We start from the raw sequence: 16648 nt of genomic DNA on the forward strand, positions 1-16648 counted from the left end.
CTGCTGGAACGCATCTGGCGTTGCCTGTTGTTATTTTGCGTATTTTCGTAATTGATTTACGTAATTCGTAAACTGCGTGATCACTGAACACATGTCAACACACGTCTTTTTCATGTCAGGCCCAGCCCTCCAGCCGCAGCGTCGCACGGACCAGCCTTTGCTCTTCGTTTTCAATCTCGCGCAGGTTGTCGCTGACGCTTTGAATGTGCGCCAGCGCGGCCTTGCGCGCCTGTTCCGGAAGACGACCGGTAACGGCGTTGTACAGGCGGGCATGCTGGCGGTCGATCTGGCGCTTCTGCGGCTCGCGGTGATACAGGTTGTTGACCGAGGCAAACACCGTGTTCAGCAGTAGATCGGTCAGCGAACGCAGGGTCTGCACCAGCACCGGGTTGTGCGAGGCCTCGCAGATGGCCAAATGAAAAGCGTGATCAAGACGCGCATGCTCGCTGGCCGACAGCTCACTGCCTTGCGCGGCGACCAGTGCATCGTAGCTGCGGGTAATCAGCACGAAGTCCGCATCAGTGCCACGCAACGCTGCCAGCCGCGCCGACTCACCTTCCAGCAGGCTGCGCACCTCGAACAAGTCGTAAAGCGTGCGCGGTTGCGAGCCGAACAGATGCATAAGCGGCGAGGTGTGCTGATCGGCATTCATCCGCGCGACGAATGACCCCTTGCCTTGCCTCGTTTCGATGATGCCCCGCGCCCGCAACAGTTTGAGACCTTCGCGCAATGCCGTTCGCGACACGCCGAGCTTTTCGGTCAGACGCCGCTCGGAGGGCAGTAACTGCCCGACCTTCAGCACGCCATCGACAATCAGCCGCTCTATCCGCTCGCAGACCACGTCTGCAACCTGGGCAGGTCTTGGGGTGGATTCGTTGTTCATGAGGTCTCCGCTGGAGAAACGCTGTCTTTTCTGTGGGAGGCGCGGACAAGCCAACTGGTATGACCAGCAAAACAGACCGACGAAGCATCCGACAAAATACAAAACAAGTCGTTGATTCAAAAGGAATAAAAAAACAATACCTGAAAACTATCGTTCAAAAACTGGTTCGACCAACCCTTTTCCTCGTAGACACTACGGCTCACAGCACCAATGATGCAAGTCAACCGCTAGCCCGATAAAAACAATCCTGGGTTGCCTGATGAACATTCTTTACGACGAACGCCTCGACGGCGTGCTGCCTGTTGTGAACAAACAACAGTTGCTGCACGACCTTCAACGACAGTTACCCGATCTGGACATTCTGCACCGCGCCGAAGAGCTGCGACCTTACGAATGTGACGGGCTTTCCGCCTACCGCACTACGCCGTTGATGGTGGTGTTGCCGCGCCATATCGAAGAGGTCCAGACGCTGCTCAGGATGTGCCACGAACGGCGCGTGCCAGTGGTCGCTCGTGGCGCTGGAACCGGGCTTTCGGGCGGAGCATTGCCGCTGGAACAAGGGGTGCTGCTGGTAATGGCGCGCTTTAACCGGATTCTGGAGATAAACCCCGCAGCACGCCTGGCCCGCGTTCAGCCTGGCGTGCGCAATCTGGCCATTTCCCAGGCCGCAGCGCCACACGGCTTGTATTACGCGCCTGACCCTTCTTCGCAGATTGCCTGCTCCATTGGCGGCAATGTGGCTGAAAACGCCGGCGGCGTGCATTGCCTCAAGTACGGCCTGACCGTGCATAACCTGCTCAAGGTTGAGATTCTGACCGTCGAAGGCGAATACATGACGCTGGGCAGCGAAGCGCTGGATTCCCCCGGCTTCGACCTGCTTGCACTGTTCACCGGTTCCGAAGGCATGCTCGGCATCATCACCGAAATCACCGTCAAACTGCTGCCCAGGCCGCAAGTCGCCAAGGTGCTGCTGGCAGCGTTTGATTCGGTGGAAAAAGCCGGACGTGCAGTGGGGGATATCATCGCCGCAGGGATCATTCCCGGCGGTCTGGAAATGATGGATAACCTGGCGATCCGCGCTGCTGAAGACTTCATCCATGCGGGCTACCCGGTGGAAGCAGAAGCGATTCTGTTATGCGAACTGGATGGCGTCGAAGCCGACGTTCACGATGATTGCGAGCGTGTGCGCCATGTGTTGACGCAGGCGGGTGCCACAGAAGTGCGTCAGGCAAAGGACGAAGCTGAACGCGTGCGCTTCTGGGCCGGTCGCAAGAATGCCTTTCCGGCAGTCGGCCGCCTGTCGCCGGACTACTACTGCATGGACGGCACCATTCCGCGCCGTGAACTGCCCGGCGTGTTGCGGGGTATTACCGAGCTGTCCGAACACTACGGTCTACGCGTCGCCAACGTGTTTCACGCCGGTGACGGCAACATGCACCCGTTGATTCTGTTCGATGCCAATCAGCCGGGCGAGCTGGAACGCGCCGAGGAACTGGGCGGCAGGATTCTCGAATTGTGCGTCAGGGTTGGCGGCAGTATCACGGGGGAGCACGGCGTGGGCCGGGAAAAAATCAACCAGATGTGCGCGCAGTTCAACAGCGACGAACTGACCTTATTCCATGCCATAAAGGCCGCCTTCGATGCCAGCGGTCTGCTCAACCCCGGCAAGAACATCCCGACGCTGCACCGCTGTGCTGAATTCGGCGCCATGCACGTGCATGCAGGACAACTGCCCTTCCCCGATCTGGAGCGCTTCTGATGATTGAACAGGACAAAGACGCCAGTGCCGCCCTGCTCGATCAGGTCAATCAGGCCTTGCAAGACGCCACGCCGTTGCGCATTCAGGGCGGTAACAGCAAGGCGTTTCTCGGCCGCGAAGTGTCAGGCAACGTGCTGGACACGCGTGCTCACTCGGGCATCGTGAGTTACGACCCGACCGAACTGGTCATCACCGCGCGTGCCGGTACGCCGTTGAACGAGCTGATGCAGACACTTGAAGATGCAGGTCAGATGCTGCCCTGCGAGCCGCCGACCTTCGGCAACGCCACGCTGGGCGGCATGGTCGCCGCCGGGCTGTCGGGTCCGCGCCGCCCGTGGAGCGGATCGGTGCGCGATTTCGTGCTGGGCACCCGTGTGATTACCGGTCACGGCAAGCACCTGCGTTTCGGCGGCGAAGTGATGAAGAATGTGGCGGGCTATGACGTCTCGCGCTTGATGGCAGGCAGTATGGGGTGCCTGGGTGTGCTGACCGAAGTGTCGCTCAAGGTGCTGCCAAGGCCGCGTCTGTGCAGCAGTATTGCGCTGGAAATGGACAGTGCCCGCGCGCTGACGAGCTTGACGCAATGGGGCCAGCAGCCGATGCCGATCAGTGCCGCCAGCCATGACGGAAAAATACTGCGCCTGCGCCTTGAGGGTGGCGAAGGCTCGGTGGCCGCTGCCCACGACAGACTGGGGGGCGAAAAGCTGGAGCCGACGTACTGGCAGGCACTCAATGAGCAGCGTCTGCCGTTCTTTGCCGATCCGCGGCCGCTGTGGCGCATCTGCGTACCGGCCGATACCGGCGTACTGAATCTGCCGGGCGAGCAGCTCATCGACTGGGCCGGGGCGCAGCGCTGGCTGAAATCCGATGCCAGCGGTGAGACCATTCGCAGCATGGCAACGGCGGTCGGCGGGCATGTCACCTGTTACACGCCAGGCCACCATGACAGTCCTTTCCAGCCGCTGGTCACACCGTTGCTGCGCTATCACCATCAACTCAAGAACCGGCTCGATCCGCAAGGAATCTTCAACCCCGGCCGACTGTACGCGGAGCTCTGACCATGCAGACCACCTTGAGCGAACAGGCCCGACAACTGCCCCGCGCTGAAGAAGCCGAACGTATCCTGCGCAGTTGCGTGCACTGCGGTTTCTGCAACGCCAGCTGCCCGACCTACCAGTTGTTGGGTGATGAGCTGGACGGGCCGCGTGGCAGGATCTATCTGATCAAACAGGTGCTGGAGGGCAATGAAGTCACCGAGAAAACCCAACTGCACCTGGACCGCTGCCTGAGCTGTCGCAACTGCGAGACCACTTGCCCGTCGGGCGTCGACTATCACAACCTGCTGGACATCGGCCGCGCTGTCGTCGATGCCGCGGTGCCTCGTCCGCTGGGTCAGCGGCTGTTGCGTGGAGGGTTGCGCAACGTCGTGCCCAACGCGAGTCTGTTCAAAACCCTGACCCGCATGGGCACCGCCTTCCGCCCACTGCTGCCAGACACGCTCAAAGACAAGCTGCCCTCCGCGATTCACAGCGCGGGCGTTCGCCCGGTCACTCGCCACGCACGCCAGGTGCTGATGCTGGAAGGCTGCGTGCAACCGGCGCTGTCGCCCAACACCAACGCAGCCACCGCACGCGTGCTGGACCACCTCGGCATCAGCGTCACCCCGATCAGCGAAGCGGGTTGCTGCGGCGCGGTGGATTATCACCTCAACGCGCAGGAAGCCGGACTGGATCGTGCCCGGCGCAACATCGACGCGTGGTGGCCAGCCATCGAGGGTGGCGCACAGAGCATTGTCCAGACGGCCAGTGGCTGCGGGGCATTCGTCAAGGATTACGGCCATTTGCTGCGCCACGACCCGGCTTACGCCGACAAGGCTGCGCGGGTCAGTGCGAAGGCCCGTGATCTGGTCGAAGTGCTGCGTGACGAACCTCTGGAATCGCTGGCCATCAAAACCGACACGCGGCTGGCGTTCCATTGCCCCTGTACCTTGCAGCACGCGCAAAAGCTGGGTGGCGAAGTGGAACGGGTATTGACTCGTCTAGGCTTCAACCTGACGGCTGTGCCGGATGGCCATTTGTGCTGCGGCTCGGCTGGCACCTATTCAGTCACACAACCGGTCCTGGCCCGCCAGTTGCGCGACAACCGGATGAATGCGCTGGAGAGCGGCAAACCACAGGTCATCGCCACCGCGAACATCGGCTGCCAGACCCATCTGGCGAGCGCCCATCGAACACCGGTACGGCACTGGATCGAGCTGATCGACCAGGCGTTGAACGGTACGCACTGATTATTTCGACCCATTTTTCCTCAGGAGCTCTTATGAAAATCAAAGCCGTATTGACCCAGAACGAAGTCAGCCAGATGCTCATCGCCGCCCGCAACGAGGCGCATGCCAACGGCTGGGCCGTGGCGATTGCGATTGTCGATGATGGCGGCCATCTGCTGGCCTTCGAGCGCCTGGACGATGCCTCAGCGATCAGCAGCTACATCTCCATCGAAAAAGCCCGTACATCGGCGTTGGGCAAACGCGAATCCAAAGGCTATGAAGAGATGGTCAACGGTGGCCGCACGGCATTTCTCAGCGCCCCGTTGCTGACCTCGCTGGAAGGCGGCGTACCCGTGATTGTAGATGGCCAGGTGATCGGCGCAGTCGGCGTATCCGGCGTAAAGGCCGACCAGGATGCCCAGGTCGCCAAGGCGGGTATCGCGGCGCTGAATGCGGATTGAGGGACCCGACAATTTTACAGATCATGCCAACGCGGAGCATTGGCACGATCAGAACCTTAACCAGGAACCTTCCCCATGACCGACTTCATCAAATGCCAACGCCTCAAGGTGGCCGTCAATCTGCAACGTTTCGTCGATGAAGAAGTCCTGCCCGGCACCGGCCTGGACCCGGAAACGTTCTGGGACAGTTTCGATGCGCTGGTGCACGAACTGGCCCCGCGCAACCGCGAGTTGCTGGCCGAGCGTGAGCGTTTGCAGGACGAACTCGACACCTGGCATAAAAAGCATCCCGGCCCGATCAGCGACATGTCCGCCTATCGCGAGTTTCTGAAATCGATCGGTTATCTGCGTGCGGTCCCTGAGCGGGTCAGCGCGACGACCTCCAATGTCGATCTGGAAATCAGCGAACAGGCCGGCCCGCAACTGGTGGTTCCTGCCAGCAATGCGCGTTACGCGCTCAATGCCGCCAATGCCCGCTGGGGATCGCTGTACGATGCGCTCTACGGCACCGACGCAATCTCCACCGCCAATGGTGCCGAAATCAGCGCAGGCTACAACCCGCTGCGCGGTGCCAAGGTGATCGTCTTCGCCCGCGAACTGCTCGACATCAGCGCGCCGCTTGCCAAGGGCAGTCACGTCGATGCCCGTCGCTATCACATCGAAGACAGCCAGTTGCACATCACACTGGCCGATGGCACCCGAACCACTCTGCAACAACCGGAAAAATATGTGGGTTTTCAAGGCGGGCCCGACAAGCCTGACGCCATTCTGCTCAAGAACAATGGCCTGCACATCGAGATCCAGATCGACCCACGCCACCCGATCGGCAGCAGCGATATGGCGGGCATCAAAGACCTGCTCCTGGAGTCGGCGCTGTCCACCATCATCGACTGCGAAGATTCGGTGGCCGCCGTGGATGCCGACGACAAGATACAGGTATACCGCAACTGGCTGGGCCTGATGAAAGGCGACCTTGCCGCCACCCTCGACAAGGGTGGCAAACCGGTGACGCGCACCCTCAATCCCGATCGCACCTACACGGCGGCCAAGGGCGGCGAACTCAAGCTGCGCGGCCGTTCGTTACTGTTCATTCGCAATGTCGGCCATTTGATGACCAACCCGGCGATTGTCGACCACGACGGAAACGAGATCCCCGAGGGCATTCTGGACGGCGTGATGACCAGCCTGATTGCGCTTCACGACCTGAAACGACGCGGCAATTCCCGCGCGGGCAGCATTTACATCGTCAAACCGAAAATGCACGGCCCGGACGAGGTCGCGTTCGCCGATCAGCTGTTCAGCCGTATCGAGGACCTGCTCAAGCTGCCTCGCCACACCGTGAAGATGGGCATCATGGACGAAGAGCGACGCACCAGCGTCAACCTCAAGGCATGCATCGAAGCGGCTTCGGCACGGGTAGCGTTCATCAACACCGGCTTTCTGGACCGCACCGGCGATGAAATTCACAGCGCCATGCAGGCAGGTCCCGTTCTGCGCAAGGGCGAAATGAAAAACACATCTTGGATCAAGGCGTATGAGCGCAGCAACGTATTGGTGGGCCTGGCCTGCGGGCTGCGTGGACGGGCGCAGATCGGCAAGGGCATGTGGGCGATGCCGGACCGGATGGCCGACATGCTGGAGCAGAAAATCGGCCATCCGCAATCAGGCGCCACAACGGCCTGGGTGCCATCGCCGACTGCCGCTACCCTGCACGCCCTGCACTATCATCGGGTCGACGTGCGCGCCGTTCAGCAGACGCTTGAACAGCTGAATCTGGAGGATGTCAGGGAACAGTTGCTCGACGATCTGCTTACCATCCCGGTGGTCGCCGATCCGCAGTGGACCCAGGAGCAGATTCGCGAGGAGCTGGAGAACAATGCACAGGGTCTGCTGGGCTACGTGGTCCGCTGGGTGGAACAGGGCGTGGGCTGTTCCAAAGTGCCGGACATTCACGATGTGGGATTGATGGAAGATCGCGCGACGCTGCGCATCTCCAGTCAGCACATGGCCAACTGGCTGTTGCACAAGGTGGTCGATGCCGAATACGTGCAAAGCGTGCTGGAGCGAATGGCCAAGGTGGTGGACAAGCAGAACGCCGGGGACTCGCATTACCAGGCCATGGCGAAGGACTTCAAACACTCGTCCGCGTTCAGGACCGCCTGCGATCTGGTGTTCAAAGGCTGCGAGCAGCCTGCCGGGTACACCGAGCCTCTGCTGCACGAGTCCAGACTGGCATTCAAGAACCGCAAACACCCGTAGATCGCCCGCACTACAGTGCCGAATATTTCTCTAGCCCGTGCGCGGTGCCTGGAGAAACATTCGGCGTTTGTCTGAACGAAGATATTCGAAACACTGGTGTCGGCGAGATCGGTGCAGGCAACGCTACAGCTTGTAGATGGAGATCCAGTTCATGTCGGTATGAGTGCTGTAAAGATGGGTACCTGCCCTGTTCAGCACCGAGCCTCCCATGGACGGGAAGAAGGCGACGCAACTGACCGTCCCCTTGACCGTGTCGATTCTGTACACGTCGAAGTTGCAGGTATAGACCGCATACACGTAACGGTCATCCGGCGTGATGCCGATGATGGTGACCGGATAGCCCTGCGCGCCGATTTTCTCGCGGTAGAACATTCTGCATGTGGTCGCGTCGACCACGTACACCTCGTCAATGCCACCGACGTACAAATGGGCTCCGCTCGAGCTGACTGCCAGTGATCTGGGGGCGGTGAAGCCAGGAATGTCGTGCTGCAGATAATTGATCGTGCCGATGGAGCAGATGGCTGTCGTGCCGATGCCGTCCGCCAGTGCCGAGGCGTATACACGGTCGTTCCCGGGACTGACCCCTAATACCAGCGACGCATTGGACAGGGTGCCCAGATCGAAATCGTTGACGACGCTGTAGTGTTGCGTCTCGATCTGGCGGATCATCCCTTCCAGCGCGTACTGGAACGACAGGTAAATGAACCGGCCGTCCGGGCTGCAGACAATCCTGTTGACGCTGCAGGAAGGAATGACCCTGATCACCTCGTGCGTGAGTGTGCTGATCACAAAGCACTTGTTATAGCCCGCCGTATAGAGCCACCTGCCGTCAGGGCTGAGGGTGATATCGCCCGCCCCCGCTCCTTTGATACAACTCACCACACTCGATGTCCCGACATCGACCACGCTGATTTCTCTACCGTTTTCATGAGACACATAGAGCGTCTTTTCATCGGGGCTGACGACAATTTCCTTGGGCACGAAACCCAGCGGAATAATGCCCGTCAGCCATGCAAGGTCCAGCGGTACTCCTGCGCCGTCCGGATCTGCCATGTGGGTAAAAGCGTTTACGTCCTGAGATGCTTTTTTGTGCATGTCACTCACCTGTGAATAGGTCTCGCGAGACCGCCACGATGGGGGAAAGATAAGAAGGTATGGCCCCATCAACAAACGATGCGGCAATTGCACTTATGCCACTCGGATCCAAAAACCTCAGGCCATTGAATACTGGCCGAGACGGGTTGGGTACTGACAGAAATGACAGTTTGAGGCGGGCCGGACGTGGTGGCAAAAAGAGCTTTTAGAGGGTCAAACGCAACGCTGTCGGGGGCTGGAGTCGTCGCGGTGCAGGCATGTGCAGGTGGTTCACCATTGGTCAGCAACCTGCTTGAGGCTGAATCACGAACTCTCGCGCAGCACCAGTTCGAACCCGAGGTCAACCCTGGCCTGCTGGGGTACGCCGTCGAGCAAACCCAGCAGCAACTGTGCGGCGCGCTGGCCGACTTCCTGTCGCGGGGTGCGAATGGACGTCAGGCGCGGCACCATGTGTGCCGAGCCCGGCAGGTCATTGAAACCCACCAGCGAGACCCGTTGCGGAATAGCGATGCCGAGGCGCAAGGCCTCCAGCGAAGCGCCCTGCGCCAGGTCGTCATTGCAGAAAAAAATACCGTCCACATCAGGGTGTTCATCCAGCAGCCGGGCGAACAGTTCGCCACCCAGGCCAATGGAAGACGGCAGCGGTGTCGTGACTTGCAGTTGCGCATCGAAGCGGCCAGCGTCTTCCAGAACCTGACGAAAACCCGCCCCGCGCTGCAGTACCCGTGTGTCGAGCTGGGCCGCCACGTAGGCCAGCCGCTGTCGTCCCCGGCCGAGCAAATGAAGGGCTGCCTGCGCGCCCGCCTGTTCCTGGGAAAAGCCGACGCTGTAGGCGCCCTGACGAGGATCCAGCTCCATCATGTGCACACAGGGAATGCCACTGGCTTCCAACATCTGATGCGACGCCGCCGTGCGATCAAAGCCGGTGAGCAGAATGCCCCGCGGCCGGTTGACCAGATGGTTGCGCAGCAGCGTTTCCTCTTCCTCCGGGGAATAGTGATAGTTGCCGATCACCACGTCCAGACCACGAGGACGCAACACATCCTGAATGGCCTCCAGCGTTTCGATGAACAACTGATTGGACAGCGATGGCACCAGCACCACAACCGTCTGGCTGCAGGACGACGCCAGTGCACGCGCTGCGGGGTTGGCGACATAGCCCAGGCTCTGGGCCGCGGCGCGCACTTTTTCGACCAGTTCCGGCGCAACGGTCGCGACGCCACGCAACGCACGGGACGCGGTGATGGGGGAAACCGCGGCAAGGCGGGCAACTTCATTGAGGGTCGGACGGCCGGTAGAGCGGGAACCAATGCGTATCATGCGTTGCCAACTAACATAGGGGTTGCCAAATGTGTCGAATGCCCCATAAGGTAGCGCTGTCTCATGGACCGTGACAACGCTTTATCGCTGGTTTCACATTTGCTGCCCGCGCCGGGTTGCCACGGAGAACAGCCTCCGATGTGTATTGTTGAACCCAAAACAACGACAAGAACTGGAACAGCCACGGCTGGACATGATGTCCACCGAACAAAGACAGCGCTGTCTCCAGATGAGGTGCCTACTGTGACAACTGCGAATACTGCTATTTCGGCCCTTGTGGTGATGGGTGTATCGGGCTGCGGCAAAAGTGCCGTGGGTGCCGAAATTGCACTCAAGAGCGGAGGTCGCCTCATCGAAGGTGATGCCTTCCACCCACCCGCCAACATCAAGAAGATGAGCGCCGGAACGCCCCTCAACGACGACGACCGTGCCGGCTGGCTTACCCGCCTGGGCGAAGAAATGGTCGCCGCGCTAGCCCGAGGCGAACACCCTGTCCTGACCTGCTCGTCCCTCAAGCTGATTTACCGTCAGCGTCTGCGTGACGCCGTTCCGGGGCTGGGTTTTGTTTTTCTGGAACTGACCAAGGAACTGGCTGCCGAACGCTGCTCGCATCGTCCGGGGCATTTCATGCCCGCAAGTCTGGTCGACAGCCAGTTTGCAACGCTCGAGCCTCCTTACGGCGAACCTCTCACCCTGGTAGTCGATGCCACCCAGTCCATCGAAGAGATTGGCACGCAAGCGGCAGCCTGGTGGAAAGACTCCCACGCCTGATAAAGGTGTGAGTGCAAAAGACAGCGCTGTCTTGCACACACGAAGCACGGATGGCGCTGGCGGTAGCTGGTAGCACCCTAGAATAATAACCGGAGAGACACCCATGTTCGGTATGACCCATGAGACGTTCCTGCTAGTCGATGCGTTGGTGACGATCGTCGGCCTTGTGCTGCTGATCACCCAATTCAAGGTTCACCCTTTCGTCGCGCTGACATTGGCGGCTGGCTTCCTCGGCCTGACCTCCGGGATGCCGGTGGAAAAAGTCATGAAATCCTTCCAGGACGGCTTCGGCGGCGTACTGGGCTTTGTCGGCATCATCCTCGGGCTGGGCACCATGCTCGGCAAACTGATGGCCGATTCGGGCGGCGCGGATCAGATCGCGCAGACCCTGATCCGTACCTTCGGCAAACAGAAAGTGCACTGGGCGATGATGTTTTCCGCGTTTCTGGTGGGCATCCCGCTGTTCTTCGAAATCGGCTTCGTACTGTTGATTCCGCTGGTCTTCATTGTCGCGCGTCGCACCGGTGTGTCCATCGTCAAGATCGGCATCCCGCTGCTGGCAGGTCTTTCGGCCGTGCACGGTCTGGTTCCGCCGCATCCGGGTCCGCTTCTGGCCATCGGCATCTTCGGCGCTGATATCGGCAAAACCATTTTCTACGGCCTGATCATCGCGCTGCCGACCGCAATCATTGCCGGCCCGATCTATGGCAAGTGGATCTCCAAATACATTCCCGGTACGCCTTCGCAGGAATTGATGGACCAGATCGCCAAGGAGTCGAGCACCGAGAACCTGCCAGGCTTCGGCATCACGCTGGTGACGATCCTGCTGCCAGTCTTCCTGATGCTGCTCAAGACCTTTGCTGACGTTGCGCTGCCGGAAGGCAACATGTTCCGCATCTGGATGGACCTGATCGGTCACCCGATCACCGCCCTGCTCGCCGCCCTGCTGCTGGCGTTCTACACCTTCGGTGCCGCACGCGGCTTTGATCGTTCCAAGATCATGAAACTGCTGGATCAGAGCCTGGCCCCGGTCGCAGCCATTGTGCTGATCGTAGGCGCCGGTGGTGGTTTCAAACAGATGCTGGTCGCCAGCGGCGTGGGTGACGTGATCGGTCACATGGCGGTACAGGCGCAGATCAACCCGATCATGCTGGCCTGGCTGGTGGCTGCGGTGATTCGCGTCGCAACCGGATCGGCGACCGTTGCGACCATCACTGGCGCAGGCATCGTGGCTCCGGTAGTAGGTCTGATTCCAGGCGTGAACCGCGAGCTGCTGGTGCTGGCCACCGGCGCGGGTTCGCTTATCCTCTCGCACGTGAACGACGCAGGCTTCTGGCTGGTCAAGCAGTACTTCAACATGACCGTGGCCGAAACCTTCAAGACCTGGACTGTGATGGAAACCATCCTTTCGGTCGTCGGCCTGATCTTCATCATGTTGCTGTCCATGGCGCTTTAAGCTCAAAACGTGCAGTACCTTCGCGGGTCGGCAGGCCCGCGAAGCTGTACAGCCTCACCCCTCTACCCTTCTGATTTTTCCCGCCTGTTCCCTTTATCCCGTTTCCTGTCTGGCGCGCCCCTACATAACCCGCCTTTGCTGCCGACAACATGACAGAGCGATTCGACTCGTGTCTGCGAAACCTGTCTGAAAGCTGTTTCCTACGAAGGCCTACAGCGCTTTCAATTGAATTTTTGGAAAGCTCAGGCAATGTTTCAAAGTCATGCCTACGCTTAGGAACAAAGCAGCATCAAACCGTGCAATCGCTTCCAGCGCAGTCATGGGAAAGCCGATTTGTGCGCAGAATCACGTTACTTTTTAAGTTACACCAGTAAATACGGGCATTCTCAGGCCAAAACGGGCAGAATTGGCGCACTCGTCGTACCGTGGATGCAAATCCCGATGACAAGAAAATGAACCGAGGGAATTAAATTCACCACCGCAACGTCATAAGACGGATGCATTTGGATGCACTCGGCAACAATCACCACGCAAAGGCAAACGCCAGCCTCTTGAGAGAGGCGTTTTCAAGAGGCCATCAAGGAAAAGATTATGTTGATACTCACTCGCAAAGTTGGCGAAAGCATAAATATCGGTGACGAGATCACCGTGACGATTCTTGGCGTTCAAGGGCTTCAGGTCCGGCTGGGCATCAATGCACCCAAAAATGTGTCCGTACACCGTGAAGAGATCTACAAACGCATTCAGGCAGAACTGGCTCCCAACCAGGACCCACAATAACTCCCTCGCCACACCCCCTTATTCAATGCTGATCTGCCCTCGCGGCGGGTCATCAGCCGTACGGCGTCTCTCATGACGCCGTTTTTTATGCCTGCCTTTCTCTGCCCGCCGCGGCACGACCACTGGTCACCCTCTCGGAACATCGCCAAAAAAACGCCAGTCGACTCTCTGCAAGCAAGCACATCGATGCCAGCCCGTAGTACGCCGTGAGCCGAGCATTCTCTTTATCTGGGGACAGAAACGGTGAATGATGATGGTGACTACCAACGAAACTTCCATGAGCGGCAATGCCCATACCGCCGGCACGAGCGGCCAGGATCATCTGCACGGGCTACAGGATGACGATCAGCGCAACTCACATGGCAACGCAGAAACTGTCGCCCGACAGGGAGGCGGACAGTTCGAGCAGTACCGCGACAGCGCTGCAGAGCAGATAGAAAACCTTGCGCAGAACGCTCAGTCGGCGGCGCAGCAGATTGACAGTAATGACACGCTGGGCCTGTCGGAATATGTCACGGCAATGGCGCAGGCCATGACCCGCCTCGCCGACAACCTGCGCAACAAGAGCGCCGAGCAATTGCTGCAAGATGCAGGCAGGCTCGCCCGGGAGAATCCGGTCCTGTTCATCAGCGGCAGCGTCGCGCTCGGCGTGGGCCTGTCGCGGCTGTTGAAAGCGGCTACTGCTTCGAGCGACACCCACTTCGACACGACCCTCTCTGAAGGCTCGACATCAGGCGCATCGACATCCGGTTCGTCCAGTCCGGGTGATCTGACAGGCGTTGATTCGGCGGCCCCTTATGACCCCATCAGCCCATCGGCGCTGGCCGCCGAAGAGAGGGTCGTGACTCATCCCCACGACAATGACGTTCTGCACAGCGCAAGACCGGGAACGGGGATCTCCGACACTCCGGCCATGAACGAATTCAACGACGACCTGGACGATGAAGTGACGCGTGACGGCTCGCCCAGGTCCGGCTTGTCCAAAGGAGACGTGTGATGAGCACCACACCCAATACTCAGCAGGACAGAAACCCTGAAAATGAAACGTCGGTGCTGAGCCTGATCCGCCAACTGGCGCATGAAGTGCCTGCCTTGGTCAGCAAGGAAGTGGCGTTGGTGAAAGCAGAGTTCCGAGAGTCGATTCAGGCCACCAAGCAAGGGGCGACTACCGTTGGCATCGGCGCTGTCGTGATGCTGGGCGGCCTGATCATGGTGCTCATGGCCGCTGTCTACGCCCTGAGCTACGTCATGGCACCCTGGCTGGCCGCCCTGATTGTCGGTGTCGCTGCTCTGGTCATCGGTTTTTTCATGGTTCAGGCGGGCAATAAGAAGCTCGATGCCTCGAACCTGATTCCAGAGCGCACTACCGGGACCCTGCAAAAAGACAAGGAAGCCATTCAGAGGAAAGTCTCATGAGCATCGACAGCAGCTTCGACACACCTGAACATTTTGAAGAAGTGTCGCAAAAGAGCCCGGAAACCCTGGAACGGGAGATCGATCAACAGCGCTCCAGCATCGGCAATATCGTCGATGCGCTGGAAAAGAAAATGTCGCCCGGCCAACTGGTCGATCAGGCTCTGGCCTATGTGAAGGATAACGGCGGAGAGTTTTTCGGCAATCTGGGCCACAACGTCAAGGCCAATCCTGTGCCTGCCGTACTCACCACCGTCGGCGTGCTCTGGATGATGATGGGCAGCAATCGTCCGGCATCTGCGGGCTACTCCGGCAATTCGTCTGTATTGAGCAGCGTCAGTGATCGGGTTGGCAGCGTGGCTGGCTCGGTAAGCGACGACTTGGGCAGCGCAAAGGCACGCGTACAGGAAACCGTGGCGCACCTGAAGGACACGGCCAGCAAGGTCAAGGACAAGACGTCTCAAATGACCCACAGCATGCGCGACACGTTATCGGGCAGCTCCGACTCGACGCAGGACGCAGGCCAGCCCCTTCAGGCACAGCGTGAGCGAATCAAGAGCGGCACGCGGCACCTGATCAACAAGCAGCCCCTTACGTTAGCGGCCATGGGTATCGCGGTGGGGGCTCTTATCGGTGCAGCACTGCCTGCCACGACGAAGGAGAAACAGATCGTCAGCCAGGCACGGGAGAAACTCAGAGGAAAGAGCAGCCCTGAATCGCCATCGGCATCCACCCCGACTTCCGGTAACTGCAGCACTCTGCCCGGCGCCGGTCAGGATGGCGACCGCCCTGCATCCCCGGGACTCGGTTGACGGGGTAATGAAAACCCCTGAGCGGCCCCTCTCCGGGGCCGTTTTCATGATCTATCCGGCGTTGCTCAGACAGCGATACCGTCTAGATTTGGGAAAGACGCTGGACGATTCGATCCTTCACCAGCAGGCGCTTTTCCTTGAGCTTCTTCAATGCATCATCACCGATACCTCCCGCTGATCCTTTTTCGGCATTCAGCACTTCGACGTCGGCGCTTTCATAGTCATTGAGCAATTGCTGCAGCCTGGCGTCCCGCCTGCCTCGCTCGGCGACCTCGTCTCGGGTCAAGCTCAAATCCGCGAACAAATCGTGTTTGACTGGCATGAGTAGCACCTCCAAATGACTGCTTGAATGCAAGGGGTGGCCGCAACGATTCAATACCTCACGGCTGTTCCCGAATGCGGCGTGCTTCGTACGCCCTGACATGGGTGCAGGCAACTTCCAGCACCGACAGTTGATTCGAAGCGACACCCAGAGCGTTACGCCTGACCAGCATATCGCCCAGAATCTGTTCGACCTCGGTGGGTGCACCCCGTTCGATGTCTCTCATCATCGAGGCCGTGAGTGTCGAGCCACGCGCCGTCAGCAGTTCAATCTGAGCGTGACGCACTTTTGCATCCAGCGGATAACCAACCGCCAGTGCAATCGCTGCGCATTCGGACAGTGTTTTCAGGATCAACCCTTCTCCGCCTGCCTCCAGCACATCGCCGATGGCTGCGCGCATGCTTGCGGTGACCGCCGCCAGCGTGGCGATGAAACACCACTTGCCCCACATGGCCTGCACGATGTGCTGACTGAGACTGGCTTCGAATCCGGCATCGGCCAGTGCCTCGGCAACCCGCAGAATACGCGGAGTCAAGGCGCCACTCAGTTCGCCGAATGACAGCTGGTGCATCTCGTTCAGGTGCAGAATCGCCCCGGTCGAGTCGCGGTCCACGGAAATCAGACATTGCCCGCCCAGCACCGCCTCCTTACCGAAACGCTCGGTCAGGCGATCAAGGTGAGCCATGCCGTTGAGCAGCGAAAGGATCGACGTCTCAGGCCCGACTGCCGGTTCAAAGGCGTCCATTGCCGAGTTCAGGTCGAATGCCTTGCAACTGAGCAGAATGAGGTCAAAGGGATCAGCCAGCCGGTTGGCAAGCACATAAGGAGGCGACGGGTACTGAAAGTTACCGTGCGGACTGCGCACGACGAGCCCGTCACGGTCCAGCTCTTCCGCCCGGCCCGGCCGGACCAGAAAGGACACCTGACGCCCGGCTTCCAGCAACCGACCGCCGAAATAGCCACCGATGGCCCCTGCCCCAACGATCAAGATACGCATGGCTCTGAATCTCCTGGTTGTGCTGCGTTTCAGAACGCTGGCAGCGCTCAACCA

Annotated in this window: 16 protein-coding genes; 11 read left to right on the forward strand and 5 right to left on the reverse strand. The window is 59.6% G+C overall.

Annotated features, from left to right (window positions below; translation table 11 throughout):
* Positions 1 to 115: 115 nt before the first annotated feature.
* On the reverse strand, positions 116 to 883 hold the full coding sequence (glcC, locus tag KDX39_RS24250) for a transcriptional regulator GlcC (RefSeq protein WP_231662088.1): 768 nt from the start codon (positions 881 to 883) through the stop codon (positions 116 to 118).
* Between the two features lie 259 nt (positions 884 to 1142).
* Between glcC and glcD the strand changes: the two genes are divergently transcribed.
* From glcD to KDX39_RS24275, 5 genes are all read left to right on the forward strand, one after another.
* On the forward strand, positions 1143 to 2642 hold the full coding sequence (gene glcD / locus KDX39_RS24255; RefSeq protein WP_231662089.1) for a glycolate oxidase subunit GlcD: 1500 nt from the start codon (positions 1143 to 1145) through the stop codon (positions 2640 to 2642).
* Positions 2642 to 3700 (forward strand): glycolate oxidase subunit GlcE, encoded by a 1059-nt coding sequence (glcE, locus tag KDX39_RS24260; RefSeq protein WP_231662090.1) that lies wholly within the window; start codon positions 2642 to 2644, stop codon positions 3698 to 3700. Before glcD ends, glcE begins: the two co-directional genes overlap by 1 nt.
* 2 nt (positions 3701 to 3702) lie before the next feature.
* Positions 3703 to 4929, forward strand: a complete 1227-nt coding sequence (glcF, locus tag KDX39_RS24265; RefSeq protein ID WP_231662091.1) for a glycolate oxidase subunit GlcF — start codon at positions 3703 to 3705, stop codon at positions 4927 to 4929.
* Between the two features lie 32 nt (positions 4930 to 4961).
* Positions 4962 to 5369, forward strand: coding sequence for a heme-binding protein (locus KDX39_RS24270; RefSeq protein ID WP_231662092.1), 408 nt, complete (start codon positions 4962 to 4964; stop codon positions 5367 to 5369).
* Positions 5370 to 5444: 75 nt separating this feature from the next.
* Entirely contained in the window at positions 5445 to 7628 is a 2184-nt protein-coding gene (locus KDX39_RS24275; RefSeq protein WP_231662093.1) for a malate synthase G, read from the forward strand.
* A 123-nt stretch (positions 7629 to 7751) separates the two neighbouring features.
* Here KDX39_RS24275 and KDX39_RS24280 read toward each other — a convergent pair whose 3' ends face one another.
* A complete protein-coding gene (locus tag KDX39_RS24280; RefSeq protein WP_442964578.1) occupies positions 7752 to 8723 on the reverse strand; it encodes a YncE family protein in 972 nt (323 codons plus the stop codon).
* 303 nt (positions 8724 to 9026) lie between these two features.
* Entirely contained in the window at positions 9027 to 10043 is a 1017-nt protein-coding gene (locus KDX39_RS24285) for a LacI family DNA-binding transcriptional regulator (RefSeq protein WP_231662094.1), read from the reverse strand.
* A gap of 282 nt (positions 10044 to 10325) precedes the next feature.
* On the opposite strand from KDX39_RS24285, the gene KDX39_RS24290 reads away from it, so the two are divergent.
* From KDX39_RS24290 to KDX39_RS24315, 6 genes are all read left to right on the forward strand, one after another.
* Complete coding sequence (locus tag KDX39_RS24290) at positions 10326 to 10814, forward strand: gluconokinase (protein ID WP_099228532.1); 489 nt, start codon at positions 10326 to 10328, stop codon at positions 10812 to 10814.
* A gap of 103 nt (positions 10815 to 10917) precedes the next feature.
* Positions 10918 to 12270, forward strand: coding sequence for a GntP family permease (locus KDX39_RS24295; RefSeq protein ID WP_231662095.1), 1353 nt, complete (start codon positions 10918 to 10920; stop codon positions 12268 to 12270).
* A 591-nt stretch (positions 12271 to 12861) separates the two neighbouring features.
* Positions 12862 to 13050: a carbon storage regulator CsrA gene (csrA, locus tag KDX39_RS24300; RefSeq protein ID WP_002554157.1), complete on the forward strand. Its 189-nt coding sequence runs from the start codon at positions 12862 to 12864 to the stop codon at positions 13048 to 13050.
* Between the two features lie 277 nt (positions 13051 to 13327).
* Positions 13328 to 14047, forward strand: coding sequence for a hypothetical protein (locus KDX39_RS24305; protein ID WP_231662096.1), 720 nt, complete (start codon positions 13328 to 13330; stop codon positions 14045 to 14047).
* Positions 14047 to 14466, forward strand: a complete 420-nt coding sequence (locus KDX39_RS24310; protein ID WP_231662097.1) for a phage holin family protein — start codon at positions 14047 to 14049, stop codon at positions 14464 to 14466. Before KDX39_RS24305 ends, KDX39_RS24310 begins: the two co-directional genes overlap by 1 nt.
* Positions 14463 to 15275: a DUF3618 domain-containing protein gene (locus tag KDX39_RS24315; RefSeq protein WP_231662098.1), complete on the forward strand. Its 813-nt coding sequence runs from the start codon at positions 14463 to 14465 to the stop codon at positions 15273 to 15275. Before KDX39_RS24310 ends, KDX39_RS24315 begins: the two co-directional genes overlap by 4 nt.
* Positions 15276 to 15357: 82 nt before the next feature.
* Here the strand turns inward: KDX39_RS24315 and KDX39_RS24320 are convergent, their stop codons facing one another.
* Together KDX39_RS24320 and KDX39_RS24325 are read right to left on the reverse strand one after the other, a co-directional pair.
* A complete protein-coding gene (locus tag KDX39_RS24320; RefSeq protein WP_231662099.1) occupies positions 15358 to 15597 on the reverse strand; it encodes a DUF465 domain-containing protein in 240 nt (79 codons plus the stop codon).
* A 58-nt stretch (positions 15598 to 15655) separates the two neighbouring features.
* Positions 15656 to 16594 carry a ketopantoate reductase family protein gene (locus KDX39_RS24325; RefSeq protein ID WP_231662100.1) on the reverse strand — a complete coding sequence of 313 codons (939 nt, stop codon included), beginning with the start codon at positions 16592 to 16594 and terminating at the stop codon, positions 15656 to 15658.
* Between the last annotated feature and the right edge of the window lie 54 nt (positions 16595 to 16648).

Origin of the sequence: Pseudomonas sp. CDFA 610 (assembly GCF_021147865.1) — a bacterium.
Taxonomy (GTDB): Bacteria; Pseudomonadota; Gammaproteobacteria; order Pseudomonadales; family Pseudomonadaceae; genus Aquipseudomonas; species Aquipseudomonas alliivorans.